25 protein-coding genes are annotated in these 25,811 nt (G+C 61.0%); 4 read left to right on the forward strand and 21 right to left on the reverse strand.

Annotation, left to right across the window (positions count from 1 at the left end):
• Positions 1-49 precede the first annotated feature (49 nt).
• The 6 genes from odhB to sdhC form a co-directional block, all read right to left on the reverse strand.
• Positions 50-1,282: a 2-oxoglutarate dehydrogenase complex dihydrolipoyllysine-residue succinyltransferase gene (gene odhB, locus IFT44_RS04450; protein WP_122715782.1), complete on the reverse strand. Its 1,233-nt coding sequence runs from the start codon at positions 1,280-1,282 to the stop codon at positions 50-52.
• A gap of 42 nt (positions 1,283-1,324) precedes the next feature.
• Positions 1,325-4,156: a 2-oxoglutarate dehydrogenase E1 component gene (locus IFT44_RS04455; protein WP_122477300.1), complete on the reverse strand. Its 2,832-nt coding sequence runs from the start codon at positions 4,154-4,156 to the stop codon at positions 1,325-1,327.
• A gap of 244 nt (positions 4,157-4,400) precedes the next feature.
• Complete coding sequence (locus IFT44_RS04460; RefSeq protein WP_043193659.1) at positions 4,401-5,105, reverse strand: succinate dehydrogenase iron-sulfur subunit; 705 nt, start codon at positions 5,103-5,105, stop codon at positions 4,401-4,403.
• An 11-nt stretch (positions 5,106-5,116) separates the two neighbouring features.
• Positions 5,117-6,889: a succinate dehydrogenase flavoprotein subunit gene (gene sdhA, locus IFT44_RS04465; protein WP_192175483.1), complete on the reverse strand. Its 1,773-nt coding sequence runs from the start codon at positions 6,887-6,889 to the stop codon at positions 5,117-5,119.
• A gap of 3 nt (positions 6,890-6,892) precedes the next feature.
• Positions 6,893-7,261, reverse strand: a complete 369-nt coding sequence (gene sdhD, locus IFT44_RS04470) for a succinate dehydrogenase, hydrophobic membrane anchor protein (protein WP_043190640.1) — start codon at positions 7,259-7,261, stop codon at positions 6,893-6,895.
• A complete protein-coding gene (sdhC, locus tag IFT44_RS04475) occupies positions 7,255-7,641 on the reverse strand; it encodes a succinate dehydrogenase, cytochrome b556 subunit (protein ID WP_185793015.1) in 387 nt (128 codons plus the stop codon). The genes sdhD and sdhC overlap by 7 nt, the downstream gene beginning before the upstream one ends.
• A gap of 349 nt (positions 7,642-7,990) precedes the next feature.
• Here sdhC and gltA point away from each other — a divergent pair, with 349 nt between their 5' ends.
• Positions 7,991-9,280: a citrate synthase gene (gene gltA, locus IFT44_RS04480; RefSeq protein ID WP_043190646.1), complete on the forward strand. Its 1,290-nt coding sequence runs from the start codon at positions 7,991-7,993 to the stop codon at positions 9,278-9,280.
• 48 nt (positions 9,281-9,328) lie between these two features.
• Here gltA and IFT44_RS04485 read toward each other — a convergent pair whose 3' ends face one another.
• The 9 genes from IFT44_RS04485 to IFT44_RS04525 form a co-directional block, all read right to left on the reverse strand.
• Positions 9,329-9,931, reverse strand: a complete 603-nt coding sequence (locus IFT44_RS04485; RefSeq protein WP_192055611.1) for an START domain-containing protein — start codon at positions 9,929-9,931, stop codon at positions 9,329-9,331.
• A 37-nt stretch (positions 9,932-9,968) separates the two neighbouring features.
• Positions 9,969-10,220 (reverse strand): YkgJ family cysteine cluster protein, encoded by a 252-nt coding sequence (locus IFT44_RS04490; protein ID WP_122477294.1) that lies wholly within the window; start codon positions 10,218-10,220, stop codon positions 9,969-9,971.
• A gap of 131 nt (positions 10,221-10,351) precedes the next feature.
• Complete coding sequence (locus IFT44_RS04495) at positions 10,352-10,861, reverse strand: translation initiation factor 2 (protein ID WP_192175484.1); 510 nt, start codon at positions 10,859-10,861, stop codon at positions 10,352-10,354.
• Between the two features lie 73 nt (positions 10,862-10,934).
• Positions 10,935-12,374, reverse strand: a complete 1,440-nt coding sequence (locus tag IFT44_RS04500) for an aminotransferase-like domain-containing protein (protein ID WP_122477290.1) — start codon at positions 12,372-12,374, stop codon at positions 10,935-10,937.
• Positions 12,375-12,486: 112 nt separating this feature from the next.
• Complete coding sequence (locus IFT44_RS04505; RefSeq protein WP_192175521.1) at positions 12,487-13,287, reverse strand: OmpA family protein; 801 nt, start codon at positions 13,285-13,287, stop codon at positions 12,487-12,489.
• A gap of 14 nt (positions 13,288-13,301) precedes the next feature.
• Positions 13,302-13,655 carry a DUF4398 domain-containing protein gene (locus tag IFT44_RS04510; RefSeq protein ID WP_425311949.1) on the reverse strand — a complete coding sequence of 118 codons (354 nt, stop codon included), beginning with the start codon at positions 13,653-13,655 and terminating at the stop codon, positions 13,302-13,304.
• Between the two features lie 9 nt (positions 13,656-13,664).
• Complete coding sequence (locus IFT44_RS04515; protein WP_122477286.1) at positions 13,665-14,492, reverse strand: substrate-binding periplasmic protein; 828 nt, start codon at positions 14,490-14,492, stop codon at positions 13,665-13,667.
• Positions 14,493-14,602: 110 nt separating this feature from the next.
• Positions 14,603-15,547: an electron transfer flavoprotein subunit alpha/FixB family protein gene (locus IFT44_RS04520; protein WP_122477284.1), complete on the reverse strand. Its 945-nt coding sequence runs from the start codon at positions 15,545-15,547 to the stop codon at positions 14,603-14,605.
• Entirely contained in the window at positions 15,547-16,296 is a 750-nt protein-coding gene (locus IFT44_RS04525) for an electron transfer flavoprotein subunit beta/FixA family protein (RefSeq protein WP_122477283.1), read from the reverse strand. Before IFT44_RS04525 ends, IFT44_RS04520 begins: the two co-directional genes overlap by 1 nt.
• 573 nt (positions 16,297-16,869) lie before the next feature.
• Here IFT44_RS04525 and IFT44_RS04530 point away from each other — a divergent pair.
• Together IFT44_RS04530 and IFT44_RS04535 are read left to right on the forward strand one after the other, a co-directional pair.
• On the forward strand, positions 16,870-18,534 hold the full coding sequence (locus IFT44_RS04530) for a 4Fe-4S dicluster domain-containing protein (RefSeq protein WP_192175485.1): 1,665 nt from the start codon (positions 16,870-16,872) through the stop codon (positions 18,532-18,534).
• Between the two features lie 25 nt (positions 18,535-18,559).
• On the forward strand, positions 18,560-19,327 hold the full coding sequence (locus tag IFT44_RS04535) for an SDR family oxidoreductase (protein ID WP_192055619.1): 768 nt from the start codon (positions 18,560-18,562) through the stop codon (positions 19,325-19,327).
• Between the two features lie 5 nt (positions 19,328-19,332).
• Here the strand turns inward: IFT44_RS04535 and mrdA are convergent, their stop codons facing one another.
• The 6 genes from mrdA to IFT44_RS04565 all read right to left on the reverse strand — a co-directional run bounded on the left by mrdA (position 19,333) and on the right by IFT44_RS04565 (position 25,098).
• A complete protein-coding gene (gene mrdA / locus IFT44_RS04540; protein WP_122477278.1) occupies positions 19,333-21,225 on the reverse strand; it encodes a penicillin-binding protein 2 in 1,893 nt (630 codons plus the stop codon).
• A 99-nt stretch (positions 21,226-21,324) separates the two neighbouring features.
• The gene (locus tag IFT44_RS04545) at positions 21,325-22,398 is read right to left on the reverse strand and encodes an AI-2E family transporter (protein ID WP_122477276.1); all 1,074 of its coding nucleotides are present in this window, start codon (positions 22,396-22,398) and stop codon (positions 21,325-21,327) included.
• A gap of 99 nt (positions 22,399-22,497) precedes the next feature.
• A complete protein-coding gene (locus IFT44_RS04550) occupies positions 22,498-23,814 on the reverse strand; it encodes an ATP-binding protein (RefSeq protein WP_192175486.1) in 1,317 nt (438 codons plus the stop codon).
• The gene (locus IFT44_RS04555; protein WP_122477273.1) at positions 23,811-24,479 is read right to left on the reverse strand and encodes a response regulator transcription factor; all 669 of its coding nucleotides are present in this window, start codon (positions 24,477-24,479) and stop codon (positions 23,811-23,813) included. The genes IFT44_RS04550 and IFT44_RS04555 overlap by 4 nt, the downstream gene beginning before the upstream one ends.
• Positions 24,479-24,790: a PepSY domain-containing protein gene (locus IFT44_RS04560; RefSeq protein ID WP_122477271.1), complete on the reverse strand. Its 312-nt coding sequence runs from the start codon at positions 24,788-24,790 to the stop codon at positions 24,479-24,481. Before IFT44_RS04560 ends, IFT44_RS04555 begins: the two co-directional genes overlap by 1 nt.
• Positions 24,790-25,098, reverse strand: a complete 309-nt coding sequence (locus IFT44_RS04565) for a PepSY domain-containing protein (protein ID WP_122477270.1) — start codon at positions 25,096-25,098, stop codon at positions 24,790-24,792. Before IFT44_RS04565 ends, IFT44_RS04560 begins: the two co-directional genes overlap by 1 nt.
• Before the next feature lie 234 nt (positions 25,099-25,332).
• On the opposite strand from IFT44_RS04565, the gene queD reads away from it, so the two are divergent.
• A complete protein-coding gene (gene queD, locus IFT44_RS04570; protein ID WP_122477268.1) occupies positions 25,333-25,689 on the forward strand; it encodes a 6-carboxytetrahydropterin synthase QueD in 357 nt (118 codons plus the stop codon).
• The last annotated feature ends 122 nt before the right edge of the window (positions 25,690-25,811 follow it).

Here is a 25,811-nt window from a genome sequence, read left to right on the forward strand (position 1 = left end):
TCAAGCTGCGTGGGCTCGATGGCGGATCCCGGGACCTGTGGCTGCCTTATCAGATATCCAGCAGCAGACGCGCTGGATCTTCCAGCAGGTTCTTGATGGTCACCAGGAACGTCACGGCTTCCTTGCCATCGATCAGGCGATGGTCATACGACAGCGCCAGGTACATCATCGGACGGATGACCACCTGGCCGTTGATCGCCATCGGGCGCTGCAGAATGTTGTGCATGCCCAGGATAGCCGCCTGCGGCGGGTTGACGATCGGGGTCGACATCATCGAACCGAAGGTACCACCGTTGGTGATGGTAAAGGTACCCCCGGTCATTTCGTCCATCGACAGCTTGCCGTCGCGCGCCTTCTTGCCGAAGGTGGCGATGCCGCCTTCGATCTCGGCCAGGCTCATGGCCTCGGCATTGCGCAGGACGGGAACCACCAGACCGCGATCACTGGAAACTGCCACACCGACGTCGGCGTAGCCGTGATAGACGATGTCCGAGCCGTCGATCGAGGCGTTGACGGCCGGGAAGCGCTTCAGCGCCTCGGTGGCTGCCTTGACGAAGAACGACATGAAGCCCAGGCGCACGCCATTGTGCGACTTCTCGAAGAGGTCCTTGTACTTGGAGCGCAAGGCCATGACTTCGGTCATGTCGACTTCGTTGAACGTGGTCAGCATGGCCATGTTCGACTGGGCTTCCACCAGACGCTCGGCAACCTTGGCGCGCAGACGGGTCATCGGCACACGCTTTTCGGTACGGTCGCCGACGCTCTGCACGATGGCAGCAGCAGCGGCTGGCACGGCCGGCTTGGCGGCCGGTGCAGACTTCTTGGCTTCGATGGCGGCGACCAGGTCTTCCTTGGTGACGCGACCGTCTTTGCCGGTGCCCTTGACGCTGTTCAGGTTGATGCCGTTTTCTTCGGCCAGCTTGCGTGCAGCCGGGCCGCCAATGGCGTCATCGTCGCCAGCGGCAGGCGCCGAAGCCGCCTGTGGTGCGGCAGCCTGAGGCGCAGCAGCGGCCTGAGGTGCGGCAGCAGGTGCAGCGGCGGCGCCGCCTGCCTCGATGGAGCCCAGGACTTCGTCCGACAGAACGGTGTCGCCTTCGTTCTTGACGATCGCGCCGAGTACGCCGTCGGCGGTGGCCAGCACCTCCAGAACGACCTTGTCGGTCTCGATGTCAACGATCAGGTCATCGCGCTTGACCGCGTCGCCCGGCTGCTTGTGCCAGGTGGCAACGGTGCCGTCGGCGACCGATTCCGGGAAGGTAGGGGCTTTGATCTCGATAGCCATTATCAGTATTTCCTTAAATTCGGTTTCAGGTGCGCGTTGGCATTAAACGGTGAAAGCATCTTGCAGCAATTTGGCTTGCTGCTCGGCGTGCATCGAAGCGTAACCACAAGCCGGGGCAGCCGATGCGTCACGGCCGGCATACTCGAGGACCAGGGTCTTCTTGTGATTGCTCATGCTGCGGCGCAAGTGATGCTGACTGCTGTACCAGGCACCCTGGTTCATCGGCTCTTCCTGACACCAGGCCACATGTTCCAGATTGGTGTAGGCAGCAATCGCTTCCATCAGGTCGTCTTCAGGGAACGGATACAGCTGCTCGATGCGCACGATGGCCACATCTTCGCGACCTTCGGAACGGCGCTTCTCCAGCAGGTCGTAATAGACCTTGCCGCTGCACAGCACCAGACGCGTCACCTTCGCGGCGTCCAGGGTATCGATTTCCGGAATGACCGTCTGGAACGAGCCTTCGGCCAGGTCTTCCAGGGTCGACACGGCCAGCTTGTGACGCAACAGCGACTTGGGCGTGAGGACGATCAGCGGCTTGCGCAGCGGACGAATCACCTGGCGACGCAGCAGATGGTAGATCTGCGCCGGGGTGGTCGGCACACACACCTGGATGTTGTGCTCGGCGCACAACTGCAGGTAGCGCTCCAGACGCGCGGAAGAATGCTCCGGGCCCTGCCCTTCGTAGCCGTGCGGCAGCAGCATGGTCAGGCCGCACAGACGGCCCCACTTGTGCTCGCCACTGGTGATGAACTGATCGACCACCACCTGTGCACCGTTGGCGAAGTCGCCGAACTGGGCCTCCCAGATCACCAGCGCATTGGGCGAGGTGGTCGAGTAGCCGTATTCGAATGCCAGCACCGCTTCTTCGGAAAGGAAGGAGTCGTACAAGTCGAAACGCGGCTGGCCATTGTAGAGGTTCTGCAACGGGATATAGGTCGCCGCATCCTTCTGGTTGTGCAGCACCGCGTGCCGGTGCGAGAAGGTGCCGCGGCCGATGTCCTGGCCGGTCATGCGGATCGGATGGCCTTCGAACGCCAAGGTGGCGTAGGCCATGGTCTCGGCATAGCCCCAGTTGATCGGCAAGCCACCGGCCTGCATCTTCTGCCGGTCTTCGTAGATCTTCGCAACCTGACGCTGAACCACGAAGCCTTCCGGGATCTCCAGCAGCTTGGCGGACAGTTCCTGCAAGGTCTTGAGGTCGAAGCTGGTGTCGTGACGCGCCGTCCAGGCATGGCCCAGGTACGGACGCCAGTCGACGAACAATTCCTTGTTCGGCTCCTTGACCAGGCTCTTGACCACGTGCAGACCGTTGTCCAGTGCGTTGCGGTATTCGTCGATCTGACTCTGCACGCTGCCTTCGTCGAGCACGCCGGCCTTGATCAGGCTTTCGGCGTACAACTCGCGCGTGGTGCGCTGCTTGGCGATCTGCTGGTACATCAGTGGCTGGGTGCCGCTAGGCTCGTCAGCTTCGTTGTGACCGCGACGGCGGTAGCAGACCAGGTCGATGACCACGTCACGCTTGAACTGCATGCGGTAGTCGATCGCCAGCTGGGTGACGAACACCACGGCTTCCGGGTCATCGCCATTCACGTGCAGGATCGGCGCCTGGATCATCTTGGCCACGTCGGTCGCGTACTCGGTGGAGCGCGCGTCGTACGGGTTGCTGATGGTGAAACCAACCTGGTTGTTGATCACGATGTGCACGGTACCGCCGGTCTTGAAACCGCGGGTCTGCGACATCTGGAAGGTTTCCATGACCACGCCCTGGCCGGCGAATGCAGCATCGCCGTGCAGCGAGATCGGCAGCACCTTGTCGCCGACCGCGTCGTTGCGACGGTCCTGGCGGGCACGGACCGAGCCTTCGACCACTGGCGACACGATTTCCAGGTGGGACGGGTTGAACGCCATGGCCAGGTGAACTTCGCCACCTGCGGTCATCACGTTGGACGAGAAGCCCTGGTGATACTTGACGTCACCGGAACCCAGCTCGACCTTCTTCTTGCCTTCGAATTCGTCGAACAGGTCGCGGGGGTTCTTGCCGAAGGTGTTGACCAGCACGTTGAGACGGCCACGGTGGGCCATGCCGATCACGACTTCCTTGGTGCCATAGGAGCCCGAGCGCTGGATCATCTCGTCCAGCATCGGAATCAGGCTCTCGCCGCCTTCCAGACCGAAGCGCTTGGTGCCCGGGTACTTGGTGCCCAGGTACTTTTCCAGGCCCTCGGCTGCGGTGACGCGCTCGAGCACATGGCTGCGGCTCTCGGCCGAGAACGAGGGGCGACCGCGCACGCTTTCCAGGCGCTGCTGGAACCAGCTGCGCTGCTCGGAATCGGTGATGTGGGTGAACTCGGAGCCGATGGTGCGGCAATATGTCTGCTGCAAAGCCTCGAGAATTTCACGTAGGCTCGCCTCCTCTTTGCCGATGAACAGGTCGCCGGCACGGAAGGTCGTATCCAGATCGGCATTGGTCATGCCGTAATGGTTGATTGACAGGTCTGCCGGAGCAGGCCGTTGCCACAGCCCCAACGGGTCCAGTTGGGCTGCCTGGTGGCCGCGCATCCGGTAAGCCTGAATCAATCGCAGCACTTCCACCTGCTTCTTCTCGTGCTCGCTGCTCACGCTACCGGCGGAAACCGGTTGGGCACGGCGCTGGTTTTTGGCCAGCAGGACGAAATGATCGCGGATGGTGGAGTGTGCAACGTCGGTGGCAGTGCTGCCTTCGGCAGGCAACTTCTGAAAGTAGGTGCGCCATTCTTCTGGCACAGCGTTAGGGTCGTGCAGGTAAAGCTCATAGAGCTCTTCCACATAGGCAGCGTTACCACCGGATAGGTGGGCGCTGTTCCACATGCGCTGCATCACGCTTTCTTGCATGCTTGGTCACCCTCGGTTAGGGGACACCACCGGCGCTCACACCTTGGGCGTACTGACGCGGTCCATGTACAGCGACCGTGCAAGCCACCTCAGTTGTACGCTGGTAGTCCGGGTACCAGCCCGGAGCCCCTGCTGGTCTTGTTTCTTCGAAAGTAAAAGCGAAGCCTTACGCAGCCACGCTCGGGTTTTCATCACAGCACAGGATCACTCCTGCGCTGTGATGGCTTGCGGTGTAGCAGATGAATCAGACGCCGTTGGACAACAGCATGTTCCGCACGTGGCCAATGGCTTTGGTGGGGTTCAGGCCTTTGGGGCAAACGCTGACGCAGTTCATGATGCCGCGGCAGCGGAATACGCTGAACGGATCATCCATCGACGCCAGGCGCTCGCTGGTCCGGGTGTCACGGCTGTCGGCCAGGAAACGGTAAGCCTGCAGCAGCGCCGCCGGGCCGAGGAACTTGTCGGGGTTCCACCAGAACGAAGGGCAGGAAGTCGAGCAGCAGGCGCACAGGATGCACTCGTACAGACCGTCCAGCTTCTCGCGCTCTTCCGGAGTCTGCAGACGCTCGATGGCCGGGGCCGGCGTGTCGTTCTGCAGGAACGGCTTAACCTTCTCGTACTGCTTGTAGAAGATGCTCATATCCACGACCAGGTCACGGATCACCGGCAACCCTGGCAGCGGGCGCACGATCAACTTGTTACCTTTTACGACAGCGGACAGCGGCGTGATGCACGCCAGGCCGTTCTTGCCGTTGATGTTCATGCCATCGGAACCGCATACGCCTTCACGGCACGAGCGACGATAGGAGAAGCCTTCGTCCTGTTCCTTGATCAAGGCCAGCACGTCCAGCACCATCACATCCTTGCCACCGGTGTCGACCTGGAATTCCTGCATGGACGGCGCAGCGTCCTGGTCCGGGTTGTAGCGATAAACACTGACTTGCAACATGGCGGCCACCCTCAGTAAGTCCGGATCTTCGGTTCCATGGTCGGAACGGTTTTCGGCGAGAAGTTCACGGCGCGTTTGGCAACACGTTTTTCACCCGGGAAGTACAGGGTGTGGCACAGCCAATTTTCGTCGTCGCGATCTTCGAAGTCTTCACGGGCGTGAGCGCCGCGGGACTCTTTGCGATGCTCGGCGGCAATCGCGGTGGCTTCCGCCACTTCCAGCAGGTTCTGCAATTCCAGCGCTTCGATCCGGGCGGTGTTGAAGCCCTGGCTCTTGTCGTTGATCTTGACGTTGGCAATGCGCTCGCGCAGGCCGGCCAGCTGATCGATACCTTTCTGCATGTACTCGCCGGTGCGGAACACACCGAAGTAGTTCTGCATGCAGCTCTGCAGTTCTTTGCGCAGGCTGGCGACATCTTCACCCGAGGTGCGCGCGTTGAGGCCGTCCAGACGCGCCAGGGCGACTTCCAGATCGGTGTCGCTGGCGCGGCGGTATTCGATACCCTCGCTCAGCGCCTGCTCCAGGTGCAGGCCTGCGGCACGACCGAACACCACCAGGTCGAGCAGCGAGTTGCCGCCCAGGCGGTTGGCGCCATGGACCGACACGCAAGCCACTTCGCCCACGGCGAACAGGCCCGGGATGATGGCGTCGTTGCCATTGGCATCCTGGGTGATTGCCTGACCGTGGATGTTGGTAGCGACACCCCCCATCATGTAATGACAAGTTGGCACGACAGGAATCGGCGCAACGGCCGGATCGACGTGGGCAAAGGTCTTGGACAATTCCATGATGCCTGGCAGACGGCTGTGTAGCACTTCCTCGCCCAGGTGATCGAGCTTGAGCATCACGTGATCGCCATCGGGACCACAGCCGTTGCCGGCGATGATTTCCTTGACCATCGAGCGTGCAACCACGTCGCGACCGGCAAGGTCCTTGGCGTTTGGCGCGTAGCGCTCCATGAAACGCTCGCCATGCTTGTTGATCAGGTAGCCGCCTTCACCGCGGCAGCCTTCGGTGACCAGTACACCTGCGCCGGCGATGCCGGTCGGGTGGAACTGCCACATCTCGATGTCCTGCACCGGCACACCGGCACGCAGGGCCATGCCCACGCCGTCACCGGTGTTGATCAGGGCATTGGTGGTGGACGAGTAGATACGCCCGGCCCCGCCGGTAGCCAGTACGGTGGCGTTGGCGCGGATGTACGAGGTCTCACCGGTTTCAATGCAGATGGCGATGACGCCAACGATCGCGCCGTCCTGGTTCTTCACCAGATCGACCGCGTAGTACTCGTTCAGGAACACGGTACCGGCCTTCAAGTTGGCCTGGTACAGGGTGTGCAGCAGCGCATGGCCGGTACGGTCGGCAGCGGCGCAGGTACGTGCGGCCTGGCCGCCCTTGCCGAAGTCCTTGGACTGGCCACCGAACGGACGCTGGTAGATACGGCCCTGCTCGGTACGCGAGAACGGCAGCCCCATGTGCTCGAGCTCGAAGACCGCTTCCGGGCCTACCGAACACATGTACTCGATAGCGTCCTGGTCGCCGATGTAGTCGGAACCCTTGACGGTATCGTACATGTGCCAGCGCCAGTCATCGTTCGGGTCGGCCGAGGCGATGGCGCAGGTGATGCCGCCCTGCGCCGACACGGTGTGCGAGCGAGTGGGAAATACCTTGGTGACGACGGCGGTCTTGTGACCACCCTGGGCCAGCTGCAGCGCTGCGCGCATGCCGGCACCACCACCACCAATGATGATGGCGTCGAAGGAAAGCGTACTAATGTTAGCCATGAATCAGATACCCCAAAGAATCTGCACACCCCAGACGAAGTACGCGAACATCGCAACGCCGCATACCGCCTGGAACAGGAAGCGTATAGCCGTGGCCGACTTGCCGAACGCCATCGGCGTCAGGTAGTCGGTGGCAATGGTCCACATGCCTACCCAGGCGTGGGCGCCGAGGGCGACCAGCGCCAGAAGGCTGAAGATGCGCATCCAGTTGCTGCTGAACAGCGAGTGCCATTGGGTGTATTCGATGCCTGGATTGGCAACGATGTAGCCGATCAGAAAAAGAAAATAAGCCGCGAGAACGACCGCAGACACACGCTGTGCCATCCAGTCATAGAGGCCCGAACGCGAAAGGTTCGTAACGTTGGTTACCATACCCAAACTCCTGCCAGAACGATCAGCACCACCGAGATGATGAGAACGATTTTAGAGCCCAGCTTGCCGCCTTCCAGCGTCTCGCCGATGCCCATGTCCATGATCAGGTGGCGCACACCGGCCACCAGGTGATACAGCAAGGCGGACAGCAGGGCCCAGATCACGAACTTGGCCAGCGGGCTGGTCATATACGCCTTCACCTCGCCGAAGCCTTCCTCGGAACCCAGGGATTTGCCCAATGCGTACAGCATGAGAGCGATGCCCAGGAACAGGATGACACCGGATATACGATGGAGAATGGACGTGTAAGCAGTGACAGGGAGTTTGATGGTCCTTAGGTCTAGGTTTACAGGTCGTTGGCTATTCACGGCTTTTTTCACACTGAAGAGCCCCTAGCAAGCAGGGCAAGTTGTAGGGAAGTGTACTGGTCAGGTACTCACCACCCAGGAGGTGACGACCCCGTCGAAATGGCTCGGAAAAGCCCCCGGCGGTCGGCTGCCGAGTATAGACAGTTAGGATACTAATGACAACGCACCGCAGGCCCCGGACGGCGGATTGCGCATGCATGGCAAAAGGTTTGAACGGGGCGTAATTTCGCGAAAAAAGCCCGCTCGCAGCGCTCTGGAGCCTTACTTTAAGCAAATTGACATTCGAATTTATCTCACTATAGTGGTGCGGGCCCTGCGTGGGGGGTCTGTCTGATGATTCCAAGCATTAATAGGAGGCCACATGGCTGACAAAAAAGCGCAGTTGATCATCGAGGGCGCAGCCCCCGTCGAGCTGCCGATTTTAACCGGCACCGTTGGTCCCGATGTAATCGACGTCAGGAGCTTGACTGCCACGGGCCGCTTCACTTTCGACCCAGGCTTCATGTCGACCGCCTCGTGCGAGTCGAAAATCACCTACATCGACGGCGACGCCGGAATCCTGCTGCACCGCGGCTATCCGATCGAGCAACTTGCCGAACAATCCGACTATCTCGAAACCTGCTACCTGCTGCTCAACGGCGAATTGCCTACGGCCGAGCAGAAAGCCAAGTTCGTTGGCAACATCAAGAACCACACCATGGTTCACGAGCAGTTGAAGACTTTCTTCAACGGCTTCCGCCGCGATGCCCACCCGATGGCCATCATGTGCGGCGTGGTCGGTGCGCTGTCCGCGTTCTACCATGACTCGCTCGACATCAATAACCCGCAGCACCGCGAGATCTCGGCAGTACGCCTGGTGGCCAAGATGCCGACACTGGCGGCCATGGTCTACAAGTACTCCATGGGCCAGCCCATGATGTACCCGCGCAACGATCTGTCGTATGCGGAAAACTTCCTGCACATGATGTTCAACACGCCGTGCGAGATCAAACCGATCAGCCCGGTACTGGCCAAGGCCATGGATCGCATCTTCATTCTGCACGCCGACCACGAACAGAATGCGTCCACTTCCACCGTGCGCCTGGCAGGCTCGTCGGGTGCCAACCCGTTCGCCTGCATCGCCGCCGGCATTGCAGCACTGTGGGGGCCTGCCCACGGCGGCGCCAACGAAGCCGTGCTGACCATGCTCGACGAGATTGGCGATGTGTCCAACATCGACACCTTCATCGCCAAGGCCAAGGACAAGAACGATCCGTTCAAGCTGATGGGCTTCGGTCACCGCGTCTACAAGAATCGCGACCCGCGGGCCACGGTGATGAAGCAGACCTGCGACGAAGTGCTGAAGGAACTGGGCATCAAGAACGATCCGCAGCTCGAACTGGCCATGCGCCTGGAAGAGATCGCCTTGACCGACCCCTACTTCATCGAGCGCTCGCTGTACCCGAACGTCGATTTCTATTCGGGCATCATCCTCAAGGCCATCGGCATTCCAACCAGCATGTTCACGGTCATCTTCGCCTTGGCGCGTACCGTGGGCTGGATCTCGCACTGGAAGGAAATGCTGTCGAGCCCCTACAAGATCGGCCGCCCACGCCAGCTGTACACCGGCGAGAAAAGCCGCGACGTGACCGCTCTGGACGATCGCACCTAAGCCTTCGCGTCACAACGAAAGGCCGCCTCCGGGCGGCCTTTTGCGTTGCTACTGCTCCGCTTTCGTGCGCAATGCCTTGAGCGTATTGAATGGGGCATCCACGACGAACTTGTTGGCCAGCCAGGAGGGCACGCTGCCGCCCGGCTCGGTGTGCACCTGGTAGATCACCTGGGTCTGATTGGCACCCTGGGGCACCATCTTCCAGAAACCTTCCACTTGCGCCACACGCACGAAGCCTTTCTCCTGCGGCACATAGTCGGCCGCCCCGGCCAGATTGCGGGTGACGCTGCCATCACTGCCATCGACCGTGGTGATATGCAGCACCGAGTCGCGCGGGGTGACCGGCCACGGCGTATTGAATTGGGTGTAGGTCCAGGTCTGATCGCCTTGATGCTTGAGCAGCTTCTGCGCCTTGCACTCATGAATCCAGGTACAGGCCCCGGCGACGTCCTCCTGCATGGCACGCAGCTTGGCCACGCTGGCCTTGATCGTGGTTTCGCCCCTATAGGCCTTGTACTTGGAGCCCGCGACTTCACTCAGGGAAACCTTGATTCCCTCCTCGTCCTTGGCCACCGACCACTGCTCGGCGTGGGCAGACAGGTGAACGCTGCCCAGCAGGGCAACCAGCGCTATACGATGCATCGCTCTCATTGTTGTTGTTCCTTGTTGTCGAGGATCGAGACTGTGTCTACGCGGTCATCTGCTCCCACCAGCCCAGAATGCGCACGGCGTCCTGGTCGCTGTCGCCACACACTTCGGGATCGGCATGAAACGCGGAGCACACTGCTGGCCGCTCGGGCAGGCCAAACAGGGCACACAGGTTGTCCAGAGACAGCTGCACGCAGCGCTGCCCGGCTGGCTTGCCCAAAGGCATGCCGGGGATAGGCGAACTGATGGAGGGAGCGATGCAGCAGGCGCCACAGCCTTCGCGGCATTTCATGACGTCATGACCTCACAGGCACAGAGTGTTGTAGAGCACCCATGGTAGTGACCCAACGAGCGTTTGAAAATGCCTGCGTCGATAATTCGGTCGAGCCATCTGTAACGGCCGACTGAACTGGCCAACATGGCTCATTGCTTGAAATTGAAGTCCAGCGCGGCGCCCTCGACTTCACGACCATCGCTGCGCCGCTGCAGCTGCATCTCATTGTTCAGCAGGCGACCATTGAGCTGGAAGTCCTCGCTGCCCTTGTCACTGAAGAAGGCAGGGAGAATCGGCTTGGGCGCAGGCTCGGCCAGCGGTGCAGGGTGTACCGCAGCGTTGACTGGCTGGGTCGGCGGCTTGAGGTCCTTGACGATGTCCTTGGGCAGGCTCAGGTCCAGGTTGGGCTTGGGCACCGGCGTGGCAATGACGTCCGCTTCCTTGCGCGAACGGCTCTTCGCAGCTTTCTTGCGAACCACAGGCTTTTTCGCGGCAGGCTTCTTCGCCGCGGAATCAGCCTTGGCGGTCGACTTTGCGGCATCTGCCGAGCGTGTCGCAGCCGACGGGCTGTTCGGCGTTTGCGCGTGAACAGCGGGCACGGCAATGAAGCCCAGATTCAAGCAGAAAACCAGCAATGCGAGACGGCGCTTGGTGTTCATAGGGGCACGACAACTACGACGAAGCCTCTATGCTCCCTGTTAAGCGTCGTGCTGACAAGCCCCTCGTACAGTTTCAATAGGAAACTCCAGACTCCTGGCACAGTTGCCGCGCCAGTACACCAAGCGTTGCCAGTGCGCGCTCCGCCTCGCGGTTCCACGGCACGCCACAGTTGAGCCGAATACAGTGGTTGAACTGCTCTGTGTTGCTGAAGATCAGGCCAGGCGCGATGCTGATTCCCTGCTCCAGTGCCCGCACATGCAGCTCCTGGGTGTTGACCCGCCCGGGCAGGCTCACCCAGAGGATGAACCCTCCGGTAGGCCGCGTGATCTGCGTACCTTCCGGAAAATGCTGCTGTACCGCCAGCTGGAAAGCACTCAGGTTCTTGCGGTACTCCTGGCGAATGAAACGCAGGTGCCGGTCGTAACCGCCGTTTTCCAGATAACTGGCAACACCCATCTGCGTGACGCTGCACGCCGAATGGGTACTGAACGTCTGCAGCCGCTGGACTTCGGCCTGGTATTTGCCGGCAATCATCCAACCGATGCGCACGCCGGGCGACAACGTCTTGGAGAAGCTGGAGCAATAGATGACATGGCCCAGCCGGTCGAATGCCTTGAGCGCCTTGCTCTTGCCCTGCTCGAACATCAACTCGCCGTAGATATCGTCTTCGATGATCTGGATATCGAAATCCGAAGACAGCCGCAGCAGCTGCTTCATGCGCTCTTCGGGCATGGTTCCGCCCAGCGGATTGCTCAAGCGCGGCGTCAGGACCAGCGCTTTGATCGACCACTGGTTGGCAGCCAGCTGCAACGCTTCCAGGCTGATACCGGTGGACGGATCACTGGGAATCTCGATGACCTTCAGGCCGAGCAGGTCCGCCAGCTGCAACAGGCCATAATAGGTAGGTGACTCGGCCGCGATCAGGTCGCCAGGCCGGGTGAGCACGCGCAGGCTCATCTGCAATGCATCGACGCAGCCATGAGTGATCACGATCTCCGAGGGATCGACCACCACACCGGCATCACGCATGCGGATCGCCACCTGCCGGCGCAAAGGCTCGAAGCCTGGGCTGAACATGTAGCTGAAGGCGCGCGGGCTCTGGAAGCGGGTGACTTTGGCCAACTGCTGATGCAGCGCGCGTACCGGTAGAAATTCGACATGGGGCACTGCGGCCCCCAATGGAAATACGCCCTCTCGACGGGATTCGTCGAGCACCTGCTGGATGATACTGCTGCGGGTAACCAATCCCGGACGCTCTACCCGGGCAATGTCAGGCGTAGGCGCGGTCAGCGCCGGGGTCTGGTGCACGTAGTAGCCGGACTGTGGCCGCGCGCGGATCAACCCCTGGTCCTCGAGGTTGGCATAGGCTTGCAATACCGTGGCATGGCTGACATTGAGCTGGGCGCTCATCTTGCGCACCGAAGGCACGCGTTCGCCTGGCTGGTACACGCCGCGACGGATGTCATCAGCCAGCTGCTGGGCGATACGCTGGTAGAGCAAGAGATTGGTCATGGCCGGACCTTCGATGTGCCAGAAGACCCCTACAGATACGAACTGTACGGGGACAGCTGGCAGGATAGCAGAGCTGATCCTGCAACTGCACGGGCCACTTGCAACCTTGCGTTCAACCGCGGGGCAGCGCCAACTCGCCCTTGGAATTGGAAAAGACGATCTCGACCCGCCGATTCTGCGCCCTGCCCTGCTCCGAAGCATTCGCGTCCACCGGGTAGGCATCGCCATAGCCCTGCACTTGAATGCGCGACTCGTCGATACCCAGGTCGACCAGGGTGTCGGCCACCGACTGCGCACGGTCGGCAGAGAGCTGCAGGTTGAACGCTTTCTCTCCGGTGTTATCGGTATAGCCTTCGATACGCACCACGCGCTTGGGGTTGAGCTGCAGGAACTGCACGAGCTTGAGGATCGTGCGATTGGCCTGGGGCTTGAGCTGAGCCTCACCGGTATCGAACAATACATCGCCCAAGGTCATGACCAGGCCGCGGTCCGCCTCGACGTTGGCCAGCGCCAGAATCTGCTCTTCGAGCCATTTGCCCTGCTGCTGCACGCTTTCCAGCTTGGAGTCGCGCAAGGCCAATTGCAGGCGCTGCAGGTCCATCTGCGCCTTGGTCAGGCGCTGCTGGTTAAGCAACTGCTCGCTTCGCTCGCGAGCGATCTCGCTATAGCGCAGGCTCAGATAGGCATAATGCTGGGCGTCGCTGCCGGTGCCCCAGTAGCTGGCAAGCCGCTCGGCGCGGGCCAGCGACTCGCCTGCACGGATGACATCCTTGGGCGCGCTGCGCAGCACGCTGGAATCATCGCGCACGGCCTGGAAAGCAGTCTCGGCACGCTGCACCGCCTCGCTGTTGGCGCGCTGGCCGGAGCAACCCACTGTCATCAAGCCGGCGGCCAGCAGCAGCCCCGTGCGCATTGCCGTCAACTGCTTCACTGCATGTCCCCCAATTGTTTACGCAGGCGTTGAATACGAGCGTCCAGGGCCTTGAGCTGCTCCTGCCCCTTGGCGGTCAACAACTGATCCTCGGCCAGGCGCGCATCCAATTCGGCCTGTTCGGCGTTGAGCCGGGCGCCCTTGTAGTTGCCATCGGCCATTTGCGCACGCGCCTGGGCGAGCTTGCCAACCGCCAGCTGCATCGCCGGGTTTTCTTCTGTTGCACCGACTGCGCGCGCCTGTTCGACGGTTTGGTCGGCCAGACGCAATTGCTGCGTGGGCGCCGGATCACTGGCACAGCCAGCGAGCAGCAAGAGCAGCGAGCCTGCGGTCATAGCTTGAACGTTCACGAAAAATTCCTACTGTTGAGGGGCTGCAGGCGGGGGCGATTGCTGGGCTCTCCAGCGCTCGACATTGCGCGAGAACACCTCGGCCGGGATACCTGAAGCGGTCAATTCTGTCATTTTTTTCGCCAGCTGTCCGCGCAGCCAGGGATCGTTGCAGGCGGAGTCGTGAGACAGCGCCAGGTACAACCCCGGTCGGTCGACCGGCAGCTCGCTGCTCTGCAACTTGTCGCCCACACCCTGTGCCTGAGCCATTGCTGCCCCGGAATAGCGTCCGGCGATCACATACTCAACCTGGCCATGCACCAGCCGGTCGAAAGCCTGCTGCAGATTCTCGGTGGTGGCGAGTTTCAGGTGCTCGGCGGCCAGGGTCACGAATGCCTGCGTGGGTCGCGCCTTGGCCGATATCGCCCCGGCGTGACCGTGCAGGTCGGCAAGGCTGCGATACTGCAGCGGTGCCGAACGCAGTGTCCACACCAGGTAATCGTTCGGAACCAGTGCAGGGTGCACGTAATCCAGGGACTCAAGCTCGGTCACGGTCAATGGCGCATCCACCAGCAGGTCCATTCGCCCAGTGCGCACTTCTTCCAGCGCCTGCGAACGCTTGCCTGCGTAGAGGATGTCGAGCTTGACGCCGATCTGCGCCGCCACCTGCTGCAGCAGCTCGGCGTTGACCCCGATCAGACGCTCGGGATCCTGTGGGTCCCGCCACAGATACGGCGGCGCGTCGGGACTGCCGCTGGCTATCAGCCGCTCACATTTGCCTGCACCCTGCGCCGCCAGTGGCAGCAGCGCGGCAGCCACGCACAGCGCCAAACGGCGTAGACCGCCTTTTCCAGTCATGCTCAACCTCGTGCGACCTTGTCACATGCAAAAAAGCCTGGTCGCGGTCTGCTGCCCATGGGCAACAGACCGCGACCAGGCTTGAATCAACCGCGGTCGAAACCGCTAAGTCAGACCAGCTTCTCGAGCTCGGGGACCGCTTCGAACAAGTCCGCGACCAGGCCGTAATCAGCGACCTGGAAGATCGGTGCTTCCTCGTCCTTGTTGATTGCCACGATCACCTTGGAATCCTTCATGCCCGCCAGATGCTGGATGGCTCCGGAAATGCCCACGGCGATGTACAGCTGCGGCGCGACGATCTTGCCGGTCTGCCCGACCTGCATGTCGTTGGGCACGAAACCGGCGTCGACGGCTGCACGCGACGCACCTACCGCAGCCCCCAGCTTGTCGGCCAGGGTGTACAGGTGTTTGAAGTTGTCACCGTTCTGCATGCCACGACCGCCGGATACGACGATCTTGGCAGCGGTGAGCTCGGGGCGATCGGACTTGGCCAGCTCTTCGCCAACGAAGCTCGACTTGCCAGTATCGTGGGCCGCGCCTACCGCTTCCACGCCAGCCGAACCACCTTCGGCGGCCACGGCGTCAAAACCGGTGGCACGCACGGTGATGACCTTGATCGCCGCACTCGATTGCACGGTGGCAATGGCGTTGCCCGCGTAGATCGGACGCTTGAAGGTGTCCGGCGACTCGACCGAAATGATCTCGGAGATCTGGTCGACGTCCAGCTGGGCGGCTACCCGTGGAAGAATGTTCTTGCCGTTGGCGGTTGCGGCAGACAGCACATGGCTGTAACCCGAGGCCAGCTCGACGATCAGCGGCGCGACGTTTTCAGGCAACTGATGGGCATAAGCGGCGTTGTCCGCCACCAGCACCTTGCTCACGCCGGCGATCTTGGCGGCGGCTTCGGCGACACTGGCGACCTGCACGCCGGCGACCAGTACGTGAATCTCGCCGCCGATCTTCTGCGCAGCGGCCACGGTGTTCAGGGTCGAAGGTGCCACACCCGTGTTCACCTGACCTTCGGTTACATAATCGGCGATAACCAGGATAGTCATTAGATTACCTTCGCTTCGTTTTTCAGTTTTTCGACCAGTTCGGCAACCGACTTGACCTTGATCCCGGCACTGCGAGTCGCCGGAGCCTCGACCTTGAGGGTCTTGTTGGTGGAGGTCACGGATACGCCGAGTGCCTCGGGCGTGAAAGACTCGAGGGGCTTCTTCTTCGCCTTCATGATGTTGGGCAGGGAGGCGTAGCGCGGCTCGTTCAGACGCAGGTCGGTGGTGACGATAGCCGGAAGGGTCAGGCCAACGGTCTGCAGCCCGTCATCGACTTCACGCGTGACATTGAGCTTGTCGCCAACCACTTCGACCTTGGAGGCGAAGGTGCCCTGCGCGTAGCCGCTCAGCGCTGCCAGCATCTGGCCAGTCTGGTTGTTGTCGCTGTCGATCGCCTGTTTGCCCAGGATAACCAACTGTGGCTGTTCCTTGTCGACAACGGCCTTGAGCAGCTTGGCTACTGCCAGTGCGTTCAGTTCCTCGGCATGCTCGATCAGTATTGCCCGGTCGGCGCCCAGGGCCAGCGCGGTGCGCAATTGCTCCTGCGCGGTGGCCGGACCGACGGTGACCACGACGATCTCGCTGGCGATGCCCTTCTCTTTCAGGCGCACGGCTTCTTCAACAGCGATTTCGCAGAAAGGGTTCATCGACATCTTGACGTTGGCAAGGTCGACGCCAGAGTTGTCCGCCTTGACGCGAACCTTGACGTTATAGTCGACCACTCGTTTGACAGCTACAAGAACCTTCATGGATTCCTCGTTACTCTCCGGTGAAAAGAATGTCGCCCAGGCAGACCGGACGATGACGTGGGCGCAAGGGCACCATTGAAACGTTTGCAGCATTGCGTAGTGCTGGCAAAAACCTGATTTTTCAAGACCTTGACCAGCAAAACGGGGCAGCCTTCAACAAGTATGACGTGTAAACTCGACCGTGTGTGCGTCCGGCGCATGCGAGCGACCTGGATCGGAGTCGAGATTCGATGCAACCGGTACTGCGCGCCGGACCGGCACCGAACATGAAGCTGGCCGTATCTTGACCGCTGTGCCCTGACCGGTCAATACGCGGAACTCACCGGTCACGCCCCCTGGCCACCTTGATTTTACTGGGCTGCAGCGGATTCAAACAAACGTTTGTATTGGACCTGCCGAGTGGTGTAGATATACTGCCCACACGCACATCCTTGCCTGCGGCCGTCCAGAAGCGGTACCGCCCGCCGGAGTTACACCCCCACAACGTTGCGCACTACCGCTACACGCCGGATGACCGTTCCGGCAGCTTCACCCATTAGAAAGGCCTGATGAGCCCTCAGTAGGAGAGACCCCGTGGAACGCGAATACATGGAATTCGACGTCGTCGTCGTCGGCGCAGGCCCTGCCGGCCTGTCCGCTGCGTGCCGACTGAAGCAGAAAGCCGCCGACGCCGGGCAGGAAATCAGCGTCTGCGTGGTTGAGAAAGGCTCCGAGATCGGTGCTCACATCCTTTCCGGTGCAGTCTTCGAACCACGGGCTCTCAGCGAATTGTTCCCGGACTGGAAAGCCCTGGGTGCACCGCTGAACACGCCGGTGACGCGCGACGATATCTTCATCCTGAAGAACGCCGAGAGCGGTTCCAAGATCCCCAATGCCTTCGTGCCCCAAACCATGCACAACGAAGGCAATTACATTATCTCCCTGGGCAATCTGTGCCGCTGGCTGGCTCAGCAGGCGGAAAACCTGGGCGTCGAGATCTATCCGGGGTTCGCTGCGCAGGAAGCATTGATCGACGAGAGCGGCGTGGTCCGCGGCATCATCACTGGTGACCTGGGCGTGGATCGCGAAGGCAAGCCCAAGGACGGCCTGTACACCCCCGGCATGGAACTGCGTGGCAAATACACCCTGTTCGCCGAAGGCTGCCGCGGCCACATCGGCAAGCAACTGATCGAGCGTTTCAAACTCGACAGCGATGCCGACGCGCAGCATTACGGGATTGGCCTGAAGGAAATCTGGGACATCGACCCCGCCAAGCATCAGCCTGGCCTGGTCGTCCACACCGCCGGTTGGCCGCTGGACATCATGGGCACCGAGAACACCGGCGGCTCGTTCCTCTATCACCTGGAAAACAACCAGGTGGTGGTGGGCCTCATCGTCGACCTGTCCTACGCCAACCCGTTCCTGTCGCCTTTCGACGAGTTCCAGCGCCTCAAGCACCATCCGGTTCTCAAGCAGTACCTGGAAGGCGGCAAACGCGTCAGCTACGGCGCCCGCGCCATCTGCAAGGGCGGCTTCAACTCGCTGCCCAAGATGGTCTTCGCCGGCGGCGCCCTGATCGGCTGCGACCTGGGCACCATGAACTTCTCCAAGATCAAGGGCAGCCACACTGCCATGAAGTCCGGCATGCTCGCCGCCGAGGCGGTGGCCGATGCGCTGTTCAAGGGCTCGGAAGGCGGTGACGTGCTCGACGGCTACGTATCCGGTTTCAAGGCCAGCTGGCTGTACGAAGAGCTGTTCGCCAGCCGCAACTTCGGTGCCGCCATCCACAAGTGGGGAGCCATCGTCGGTGGTGCCTTCAACTTCGTCGATCAGAACCTGTTCAAGGGCAAGATCCCGTTCACCCTGCACGACGACAAACCTGACTACGCCTGCATGAAGCTGGCAGCGGACAGCAAGCGCATCGACTACCCCCGGCCTGATGGCAAACTGAGCTTCGACAAGCTCAGTTCAGTGTTCATCTCCGGCACCAACCACGAAGAAGAACAGCCGTGCCATCTCAAGCTCAAGGACCCGAGCATTCCCATCGGCAAGAACCTGCCGCTGTACGATGAGCCCGCGCAACGCTATTGCCCGGCCGGCGTGTACGAAGTGATCACCCAGGAGGACGGCGCCAAGCGCTTCCAGATCAACGCGCAGAACTGCGTGCACTGCAAGACGTGCGACATCAAGGATCCATCCCAGAACATCGTCTGGGTGGCACCCGAGGGCGCGGGCGGGCCTACCTACCCGAACATGTGATCCTTAAGCCACGGCAGGAGCGGATATGCCCAAGACCACGATGTTCGACCTCGACGGCAAGATAGCGCTGGTCTCCGGCGCCAGCCGCGGGATAGGCGAAGCCATTGCCCGCTTGCTTGCACAGCAGGGCGCCCATGTCATCGTCGTCAGTCGCAAACTGGAAGGCTGTCAGCGCGTCGCCGACAGCATCAACGCCGGTGGCGACCGAGCCACTGCGATGGCCTGTCACATCGGCGAACCGGAGCAGATTCTGACGCTGTTCGCCGCTGTCCGGGCAACGTTCGGACGCCTGGACATTCTGGTCAACAACGCCGCCACCAACCCTCAGTTCGGCAGTGTGCTGGACGTCGATCTGGGCGCCTTCCAGAAAACCGTGGACGTCAATATCCGCGGCTATTTCTTCATGTCGGTGGAGGCCGGCAAATTGATGCGCGAACACGGCGGTGGCAGCATCATCAACGTGGCGTCCATCAATGGCGTGTCGCCCGGTATCTTCCAGGGCGTCTACTCCATGACCAAGGCTGCGGTGGTCAACATGACCAAGGCCTTCGCCAAGGAGTGCGCCGGCTTCGACATCCGCTGCAATGCCCTGCTGCCGGGGCTGACCGACACCCGCTTCGCATCAGCCCTGGTCGAGAACCAGGCCATCCTCAAGACGGCCCTGGCGCAGATCCCGCTCAAGCGTGTCGCCCAGCCGGAGGAAATGGCCGGGGCCGTGCTGTACCTGGCCAGCTCGGCTGCCAGCTACACCACGGGTACAGCGCTGAACGTGGACGGTGGTTTCCTCTGCTGAAACGGTCAGACCTTGGGGTCCGCGGGCGCCTTGGCCGGCGCCGCGTACTTGGGCTTCAGGTGACCTTCGCTGTCCAGTAGCCAGGCATCCATGATCTCGCGCACGACGGGACCGGCCACACGCCCGCCTGCTTCACCGTTCTCGATCATCACTGCCACCACGATCTTTGGCCGGTCGGCCGGCGCGAATCCCACGAACAAGGCGTTGTCGCGGTTGCGCTCGAGCGTTTTCAGCCGGTTGTAGCGTTCGCCCTGCTTGATCGCAACCACTTGCGCCGTACCCGACTTGCCGGCGATGCGATACTGCGCCCCAGCCGCCGCCTGACGGGCAATCCCGCGCGGATCGTGCATGACCAGCTGCATGCCGTGGTTGACCTGATCCCACTCGCGGTTGTCGCGCAGCACGATATTGGGGATCGGGTTGTCGTCCACCGGTACCTGGCCGCCCACCGTCTCGGCCAGGTGCGGTCGACGCCACACGCCCTTGCTGGCGATCAGCGTGGTGGCCTGGGCCAACTGCAGCGGCGTGACCTGCATGTAGCCCTGGCCAATGCCGAGGATCAAGGTCTCGCCAGGAAACCACGCCTGACGCCGCGTGGCACGCTTCCATTGCTGGGACGGCATCAGCCCCGGCGCTTCCTCGAACATGTCCAGCGAGACCTTCTGGCCCAGGCCGAAGCGGGTCATGTAATCGTGCATGCGGTCCACGCCCAGCTTGTGTGCCAGATCGTAGAAGTAGGTGTCATTGGAGCGCATGATGGCCGCGTCCATGTCCACCCAGCCATCACCACTGCGGTTCCAGTTGCGGTACTTGTGGTCGTAGTTGGGCAGCTCGTAGTAGCCAGGATCGAACACACGTGTCTGCGGCGTGACCGCACCGCTATCGAGGCCGGCGATGGCAACTTCCGGCTTGATCGTCGAGCCGGGCGCGTACAAACCCCTGAGCACTCGATTGAACAACGGCCGGTCGATGGAATCGCGCAACGCCGCGTACTCCTTGAAGCTGATACCGGTCACGAACAGATTGGGGTCGAAGCTCGGCTTGCTGACCATTGCCAGCACATCGCCGGTTTCCGGGTCGATGCACACCACCGCCCCGCGGCGGTCGCCCAACGCCTTCTCGGCGGCTTCCTGCAGATGCACGTCGAGGCTGAGCACGATGTTCTTGCCCGGCACCGGGTCATGGTGGTTGAGCACCCGCATGACGCGCCCCTGGGCGTTGGTCTCGACTTCCTCGTAACCCACCTGGCCATGCAGCTGGGTCTCGTAGAAGCGTTCCACACCGGTCTTGCCGACCGACTGGGTGCCGCGGTACTGCGTCTGGTCCAGCGTCTTGGACTCCTTCTCGTTGATCCGCCCCACGTACCCTACCGAATGGGCAAAGTGCTCCTTGCGCGGGTATTCACGCACGAACTGAGGTTCCACATCGACGCCCGGCAGCAGGAATTGATTCACCGCAACCCGCGCAATCTGGTTCTCGCTCAACTCGTACATCAGGGTGACCGGTTCGAACGGATGGCGCACACGCTTCAAATCCTTGTCGAACTGTTTGCGCGCTTCATCGCCCAGTTCCAGCACCTTGGCCACTTCATCGAGCACCTGCGCAGTATTGCCCGCGCGCTCGCGTGTGAGAGTCAGGTTGAAGCTGGGTCGATTGTCGGCCAAGACCACGCCATTGCGATCGTAGATCACACCGCGCTCGGGCGGGATGGGCAGCACATGCACCCGGTTGTTCTCGGACACTGTGGAGTTGTAGGTGAACTCGATGACCTGCAGGAAGTACAGACGCCCGACCAGGGCGATGCTCAAGGCCAGCACCAGCAAGGCGCAAGCGATCAACCGACGGTTGACCAGACCTTGTTCCTTGCCATGATCTTTGAGAGGAATGGGCTGGGGCATGCGGACCGCTCTGAAAAAGCGCCGATGTTAACCAAGCAGGCCCCTGCCCTCAAGCGCCGGCTCCCCCGAGCTGACCAAGGGAGTCGGACAGTGCTGCCGTCAGGTGCGATCCTGGGGCAGACGCACCTGGCGCTTGGTACTGACGAAGATGCCCCAGCTGGACATGAACAGCGCTGCAATCAACGGACCGATCACGAAACCGTTGAGCCCGAAGACTGCCAGGCCGCCCAGCGTCGAGACCAGGATCAGATAGTCCGGCATCTTGGTGTCCTTGCCCACCAGCAATGGGCGCAGCACGTTGTCGACCATGCCGATGACCAGAATGCCGAACAGCGTCAGCGTGACCCCCTGCCAGATGTAGCCGCTCAACAGGAAGTAGGCGGCCACCGGCGCCCAGACGATACCGGCTCCGACGGCAGGCAACAGCGACAGAAACGCCATGAGCACCGCCCACAGCAATGCGCTGGGAATGTCCAGGAACCAGAAGATCATCCCGCCGAGGGCACCCTGGGTGACCGCTACCAGCAGATTGCCTTTCACCGTGGCGCGAACTACACGGTTGAACTTGAGCTGCAAACGGCGCTTCTGCTGCTCGGCCAACGGGATAGCCGTGCGGATCTTGCGTGACAGTTCCGGGCCGTCACGCAGGAAGAAGAACAGCAGGTACAACATGATGCCGAAGCTGATCACGAAATCCAGCGTACCCTGGCCGAAGCTGAAGGCCTGCGTCGCGAAATACTGGCTGCCCTGCATCGCACCTTTGGCGACCTTGTCGCGCAGACCCTCCAGGTTGCCCATGCCCATGCGATCGAGCAGCTGTTGCCCGGAAGCCGGAAGCAGTTGCTTGAACTGATCGATATAACCCGCCACGTCGAGCTGGCCGTTCTCGATGTTCTTGTACAGCACTGCACCTTCCTGAACCAGCAAGGCACTGATGATGATCACCGGCAGGATGGCGATGATCAATGTGATGGTGAGGGTTATCAACGAACTGACGTTGCGACGCCGATTCAACTTCCTCATGACCAGTCGCTGCAACGGTGCAAATACGATACCCAGAATCACTGCCCAGAAGACCGCGCCGTAGTAAGGCAGAAGAATCCAGATGAAAGCGATGGTGACCAGGATCAACAGTAACAACAGTGTTTTGTTTTGCAAGTTGGTTTCGTTCATGTTCGATCCATGTCGATAAGCTACAGAGCCGTCATTCGGCTCTGTGACTTAGTCCTCCCAGCTGCGCGCGAGTTTAGTCATCGCCAAGATAAATCCGCGTCAGACGCGTTTATCCATTTCGATAGTGACGCGCAACCCACCCAAGGGGCTTTCCGACAGGCTCAGGCGAGCAGACCAGCTTTCGACGATGTCCCGTACGATCCCCAGACCCAGGCCGTGACCGTCGACCTGCTCATCAAGCCGAGAACCGCGATCCAACACCGCCTGGCGCGCATCCTCAGGGATGCCCGGACCGTCATCGTCCACCCAGACGCTATACCCATGCTCGTGCTCGACGATCGTCAGGCAGACCTGCGCGTCAGCCCACTTGCAAGCGTTGTCGAGCAGGTTGCCGAGCAGTTCCAGCACGTCCTCCCGATCCCACGGCAGGCGAACATCCGCAGCCACCTCGTAACTCAGGCTCAAATGGCCGCCATGGATCATTTCCAGCGTGGCAAACAGACCTGGAATCTCGCCAGCGCAATCGAACTGAACACCGGGCAGCGCGTCGCCGGCCAGACGCGCGCGGTTGAGTTCACGGCTGAGCCGCAGCTGGATGTGCTCCAACTGCTCATGCAGCAGGCGGCTGACTTCCGGCTGGTCCCGCAGCCGTTCACTGCTGGCCAGGCTCAGCAGCACGGCCATCGGCGTCTTCAGCGCGTGCCCCAGATTGCCCAGCGCGTTGCGCGAGCGCTTGAGGCTGTCCTCGGTGTGCAACAACAGGTGGTTGATCTGCGCGACCAGCGGCTCGAGTTCCACCGGTACTGCACTGTCCAGCTGCGAGCGCTGACCGAGCTGCAATTGCGCGATCTGTTCGCGCGTGCGCTCCAGTGGCTTGAGCGAACGCGTGACCGTGATGCGCTGCAGCACAAGTACCGCAATCAACGCAGCGAGGCCCATGCCCAGGCCAATCTGGCGTACCCGCTGAAAACTGGTGCGTACCGGCGTGTAGTCCTGGGCGACGATGATCGACAGTGGCTGCCCGAGTCGCCGGTAATCGGCACGCAACACCAGCAGCAACTGACCCTCCGGGCCCAGCTTCAAACCCGAATACAGCCCTGACTGATCCGGTACGGGCAGCTCGAGATCCCATAGCGAACGCGAGCGCCAATGCCCATCGGGAAAGTCTATGCGGAAGTAGTGCCCCGAGAACGGCCGTTCGTAGGCGGGAGAAATACGGTGCTGATCCAACTGCAGACCTTGCGGCCCACGCTGCATCGCTACCAGAAGGTTCTCGCTTTCGTTGCGTAAACCGGCTTCGAGATAGCGCTGCAGGCCCATCTCGAACAACCACAGGCTCAATTGAGCGAGGACCAGGCCCACGATCACCAGAACACTGATCAACCCGACGCTCAATCGCGCCTGGATCGATCTCACTGCACGACTCCAGCGAAGCGGTAGCCCTGCCCTCGGCGGGTTTCGATCACACTGCGACCCAATTTGCGCCGCAGATGGTTGACATGAACTTCCAGCACATTGGAATCGCGCTCAGTCTCGCCGTCATACAAGTGCTCGGCCAGATGGCCTTTGGAAAGAATCTGCTCCGGATGCAGCATGAAGTAGCGCAGCAGGCGAAACTCGGCAGCCGTCAGCTGAATATCGACCCCGGCCTGCTGCACGCACTGGCGACCCTCATCCAGATGCAGACCGGACGCTTCCAGGCGCGGCATGTTGGACAAGCCACGGGCGCGGCGCACCAGTGCCTGTGCACGCAACTGCAGCTCCTCGGGGTGGAAGGGCTTGGTCAGGTAATCGTCGGCCCCCGCTTTCAAGCCTTCGATCCGCTCCGCCCATGAGCCCCTCGCGGTCAGAATCAGTACGGGGGTAGAGAGGTTTGCCGCTCGCCATTGGGCCAGCACCTCCAGCCCAGGCAGGCCAGGCAGTCCAAGATCGAGGATGATCAGATCATACGGCTCGGTCTGACCCTGATACACCGCATCTCGACCGTCCGCCAGCCAATCCACAGCGTATCCCTGGCGACTGAGGCTGGCGCTCAGCTCATCGGCCAGGGGGACGTTGTCTTCCACCAACAGCAAGCGCATCAGTCATCTTCCTCGTCTTTGAGCAAATCGCCTGTGGCCGCATCCAGCTTTATCTCGCGAACGACACCTGCCGTGGTCAGCAACTCGACCTCATACACCAGCTTCTGTTGCTTCTCTTCAAGCTCGGCTTCCAGCAGACGTGCACCTGGGTAACGCGCCATGGCTTGACCGAGCAATTGTTCAAGAGGAAGGATTACACCTTCCTGTCTGAGTCGCAGCGCTTCATCCTGGTCCAGATCGCGAGCCACCGCCAATGAGCAAAACGCCAGCAGCCCGACCATCATTGCGCGACCCGCTGGCGATATGTTCATTAGGTATCCTGATGGTCTTTGAGCACTTGGCCGGTGGTTGCATCAAGTTCCACATCCCACTCGACACCTTTATTGTCGCGCAGCTCGACTTGATAGATGTATTTGCCGTATTCCTCTTCCAGCTCGGTCTCGTGGATGGTACCCCCCGGATGCTTGGCCAATGCTGCGGCATTGAGCTTTTCGAAGGACTGGATGGTACCAGCATCACGCAGGCGAAGCGCCTCGTCAGGTCCGAGATCTTTGGCCTGGGCACTGATGGCCACGAAACTCAGGGAAGAAGCGAGCAGCAGAGCAGTCAGAGTTTTCATTTGGTTCACCTTCGGTATGTGTGAGGTATATAGGGTTTACGAAAGACACAATACCGAAGGTGACTTAACTCAAACTTAATGGCACAACGCTAGCTTGTCGATGATGTCAGCGCTGTATTGCCCGTGCGCAATCCTGCTGGATCGGTGCCGGCCCCACCTGCCCAAGCCCACTTACCGTGCAGCTTGGACACCTGATAAACTGCAGCACTGCCCCATCAACACATTGGAACAAACGTGGAAATTTTCAAGGAATTCACTTTCGAGTCTGCCCATCGGCTTCCTCATGTACCCGAGGGGCATAAATGCGGTCGCTTGCATGGCCATTCCTTCAAGGTCGCCGTCTATTTGAAAGGCGACGTTGATCCTCATACCGGCTGGATCCGTGACTTCTCCGAGATCAAGTCGATATTCAAGCCGCTTTACGAGCGCCTTGATCATAACTATCTCAACGACATCCCTGGCCTCGAAAATCCAACCAGCGAGGTCCTGGCGAAATGGATCTGGCACGAGCTCAAGCCGCTGTTACCCGAGCTCTCCAAGATCCGCATCCACGAAACCTGCACCAGTGGCTGCGAGTACACCGGCGACTGATATGCACGATAAAAAAAACCACCCGACCGGGTGGTTTTTTTTTGGCTTGCCACTTCTTTCGAGCGCATAGACAAAACCCCTACCTGCTTACGCAGATAGGGGTTTCGGAATTGAATCTTGAC

Source organism: Pseudomonas sp. CFBP 13710 (genome assembly GCF_014842235.1).
GTDB lineage: Bacteria > Pseudomonadota > Gammaproteobacteria > Pseudomonadales > Pseudomonadaceae > Aquipseudomonas > Aquipseudomonas baltica.

What these genes read in the sequence shown, in the direction of transcription:
- IFT44_RS04565 (WP_122477270.1), bottom strand. Translation starts at nt 25,098, where the DNA reads ATGAAAACTCTGACTGCTCTGCTGCTCGCTTCTTCCCTGAGTTTCGTG.
- IFT44_RS04505 (WP_192175521.1), bottom strand. Translation starts at nt 13,287, where the DNA reads ATGCGCACGGGGCTGCTGCTGGCCGCCGGCTTGATGACAGTGGGTTGC.
- IFT44_RS04460 (WP_043193659.1), bottom strand. Translation starts at nt 5,105, where the DNA reads ATGTTGCAAGTCAGTGTTTATCGCTACAACCCGGACCAGGACGCTGCG.
- IFT44_RS04490 (WP_122477294.1), bottom strand. Translation starts at nt 10,220, where the DNA reads ATGAAATGCCGCGAAGGCTGTGGCGCCTGCTGCATCGCTCCCTCCATC.
- IFT44_RS04535 (WP_192055619.1), top strand. Translation starts at nt 18,560, where the DNA reads ATGCCCAAGACCACGATGTTCGACCTCGACGGCAAGATAGCGCTGGTC.
- sdhA (WP_192175483.1), bottom strand. Translation starts at nt 6,889, where the DNA reads ATGGCTAACATTAGTACGCTTTCCTTCGACGCCATCATCATTGGTGGT.
- sdhD (WP_043190640.1), bottom strand. Translation starts at nt 7,261, where the DNA reads ATGGTAACCAACGTTACGAACCTTTCGCGTTCGGGCCTCTATGACTGG.
- odhB (WP_122715782.1), bottom strand. Translation starts at nt 1,282, where the DNA reads ATGGCTATCGAGATCAAAGCCCCTACCTTCCCGGAATCGGTCGCCGAC.
- IFT44_RS04545 (WP_122477276.1), bottom strand. Translation starts at nt 22,398, where the DNA reads ATGAACGAAACCAACTTGCAAAACAAAACACTGTTGTTACTGTTGATC.
- mrdA (WP_122477278.1), bottom strand. Translation starts at nt 21,225, where the DNA reads ATGCCCCAGCCCATTCCTCTCAAAGATCATGGCAAGGAACAAGGTCTG.
- IFT44_RS04455 (WP_122477300.1), bottom strand. Translation starts at nt 4,156, where the DNA reads ATGCAAGAAAGCGTGATGCAGCGCATGTGGAACAGCGCCCACCTATCC.
- IFT44_RS04520 (WP_122477284.1), bottom strand. Translation starts at nt 15,547, where the DNA reads ATGACTATCCTGGTTATCGCCGATTATGTAACCGAAGGTCAGGTGAAC.
- gltA (WP_043190646.1), top strand. Translation starts at nt 7,991, where the DNA reads ATGGCTGACAAAAAAGCGCAGTTGATCATCGAGGGCGCAGCCCCCGTC.
- IFT44_RS04525 (WP_122477283.1), bottom strand. Translation starts at nt 16,296, where the DNA reads ATGAAGGTTCTTGTAGCTGTCAAACGAGTGGTCGACTATAACGTCAAG.
- IFT44_RS04515 (WP_122477286.1), bottom strand. Translation starts at nt 14,492, where the DNA reads ATGACTGGAAAAGGCGGTCTACGCCGTTTGGCGCTGTGCGTGGCTGCC.
- IFT44_RS04555 (WP_122477273.1), bottom strand. Translation starts at nt 24,479, where the DNA reads ATGCGCTTGCTGTTGGTGGAAGACAACGTCCCCCTGGCCGATGAGCTG.
- IFT44_RS04500 (WP_122477290.1), bottom strand. Translation starts at nt 12,374, where the DNA reads ATGACCAATCTCTTGCTCTACCAGCGTATCGCCCAGCAGCTGGCTGAT.
- IFT44_RS04560 (WP_122477271.1), bottom strand. Translation starts at nt 24,790, where the DNA reads ATGAACATATCGCCAGCGGGTCGCGCAATGATGGTCGGGCTGCTGGCG.
- IFT44_RS04495 (WP_192175484.1), bottom strand. Translation starts at nt 10,861, where the DNA reads ATGAACACCAAGCGCCGTCTCGCATTGCTGGTTTTCTGCTTGAATCTG.
- IFT44_RS04485 (WP_192055611.1), bottom strand. Translation starts at nt 9,931, where the DNA reads ATGAGAGCGATGCATCGTATAGCGCTGGTTGCCCTGCTGGGCAGCGTT.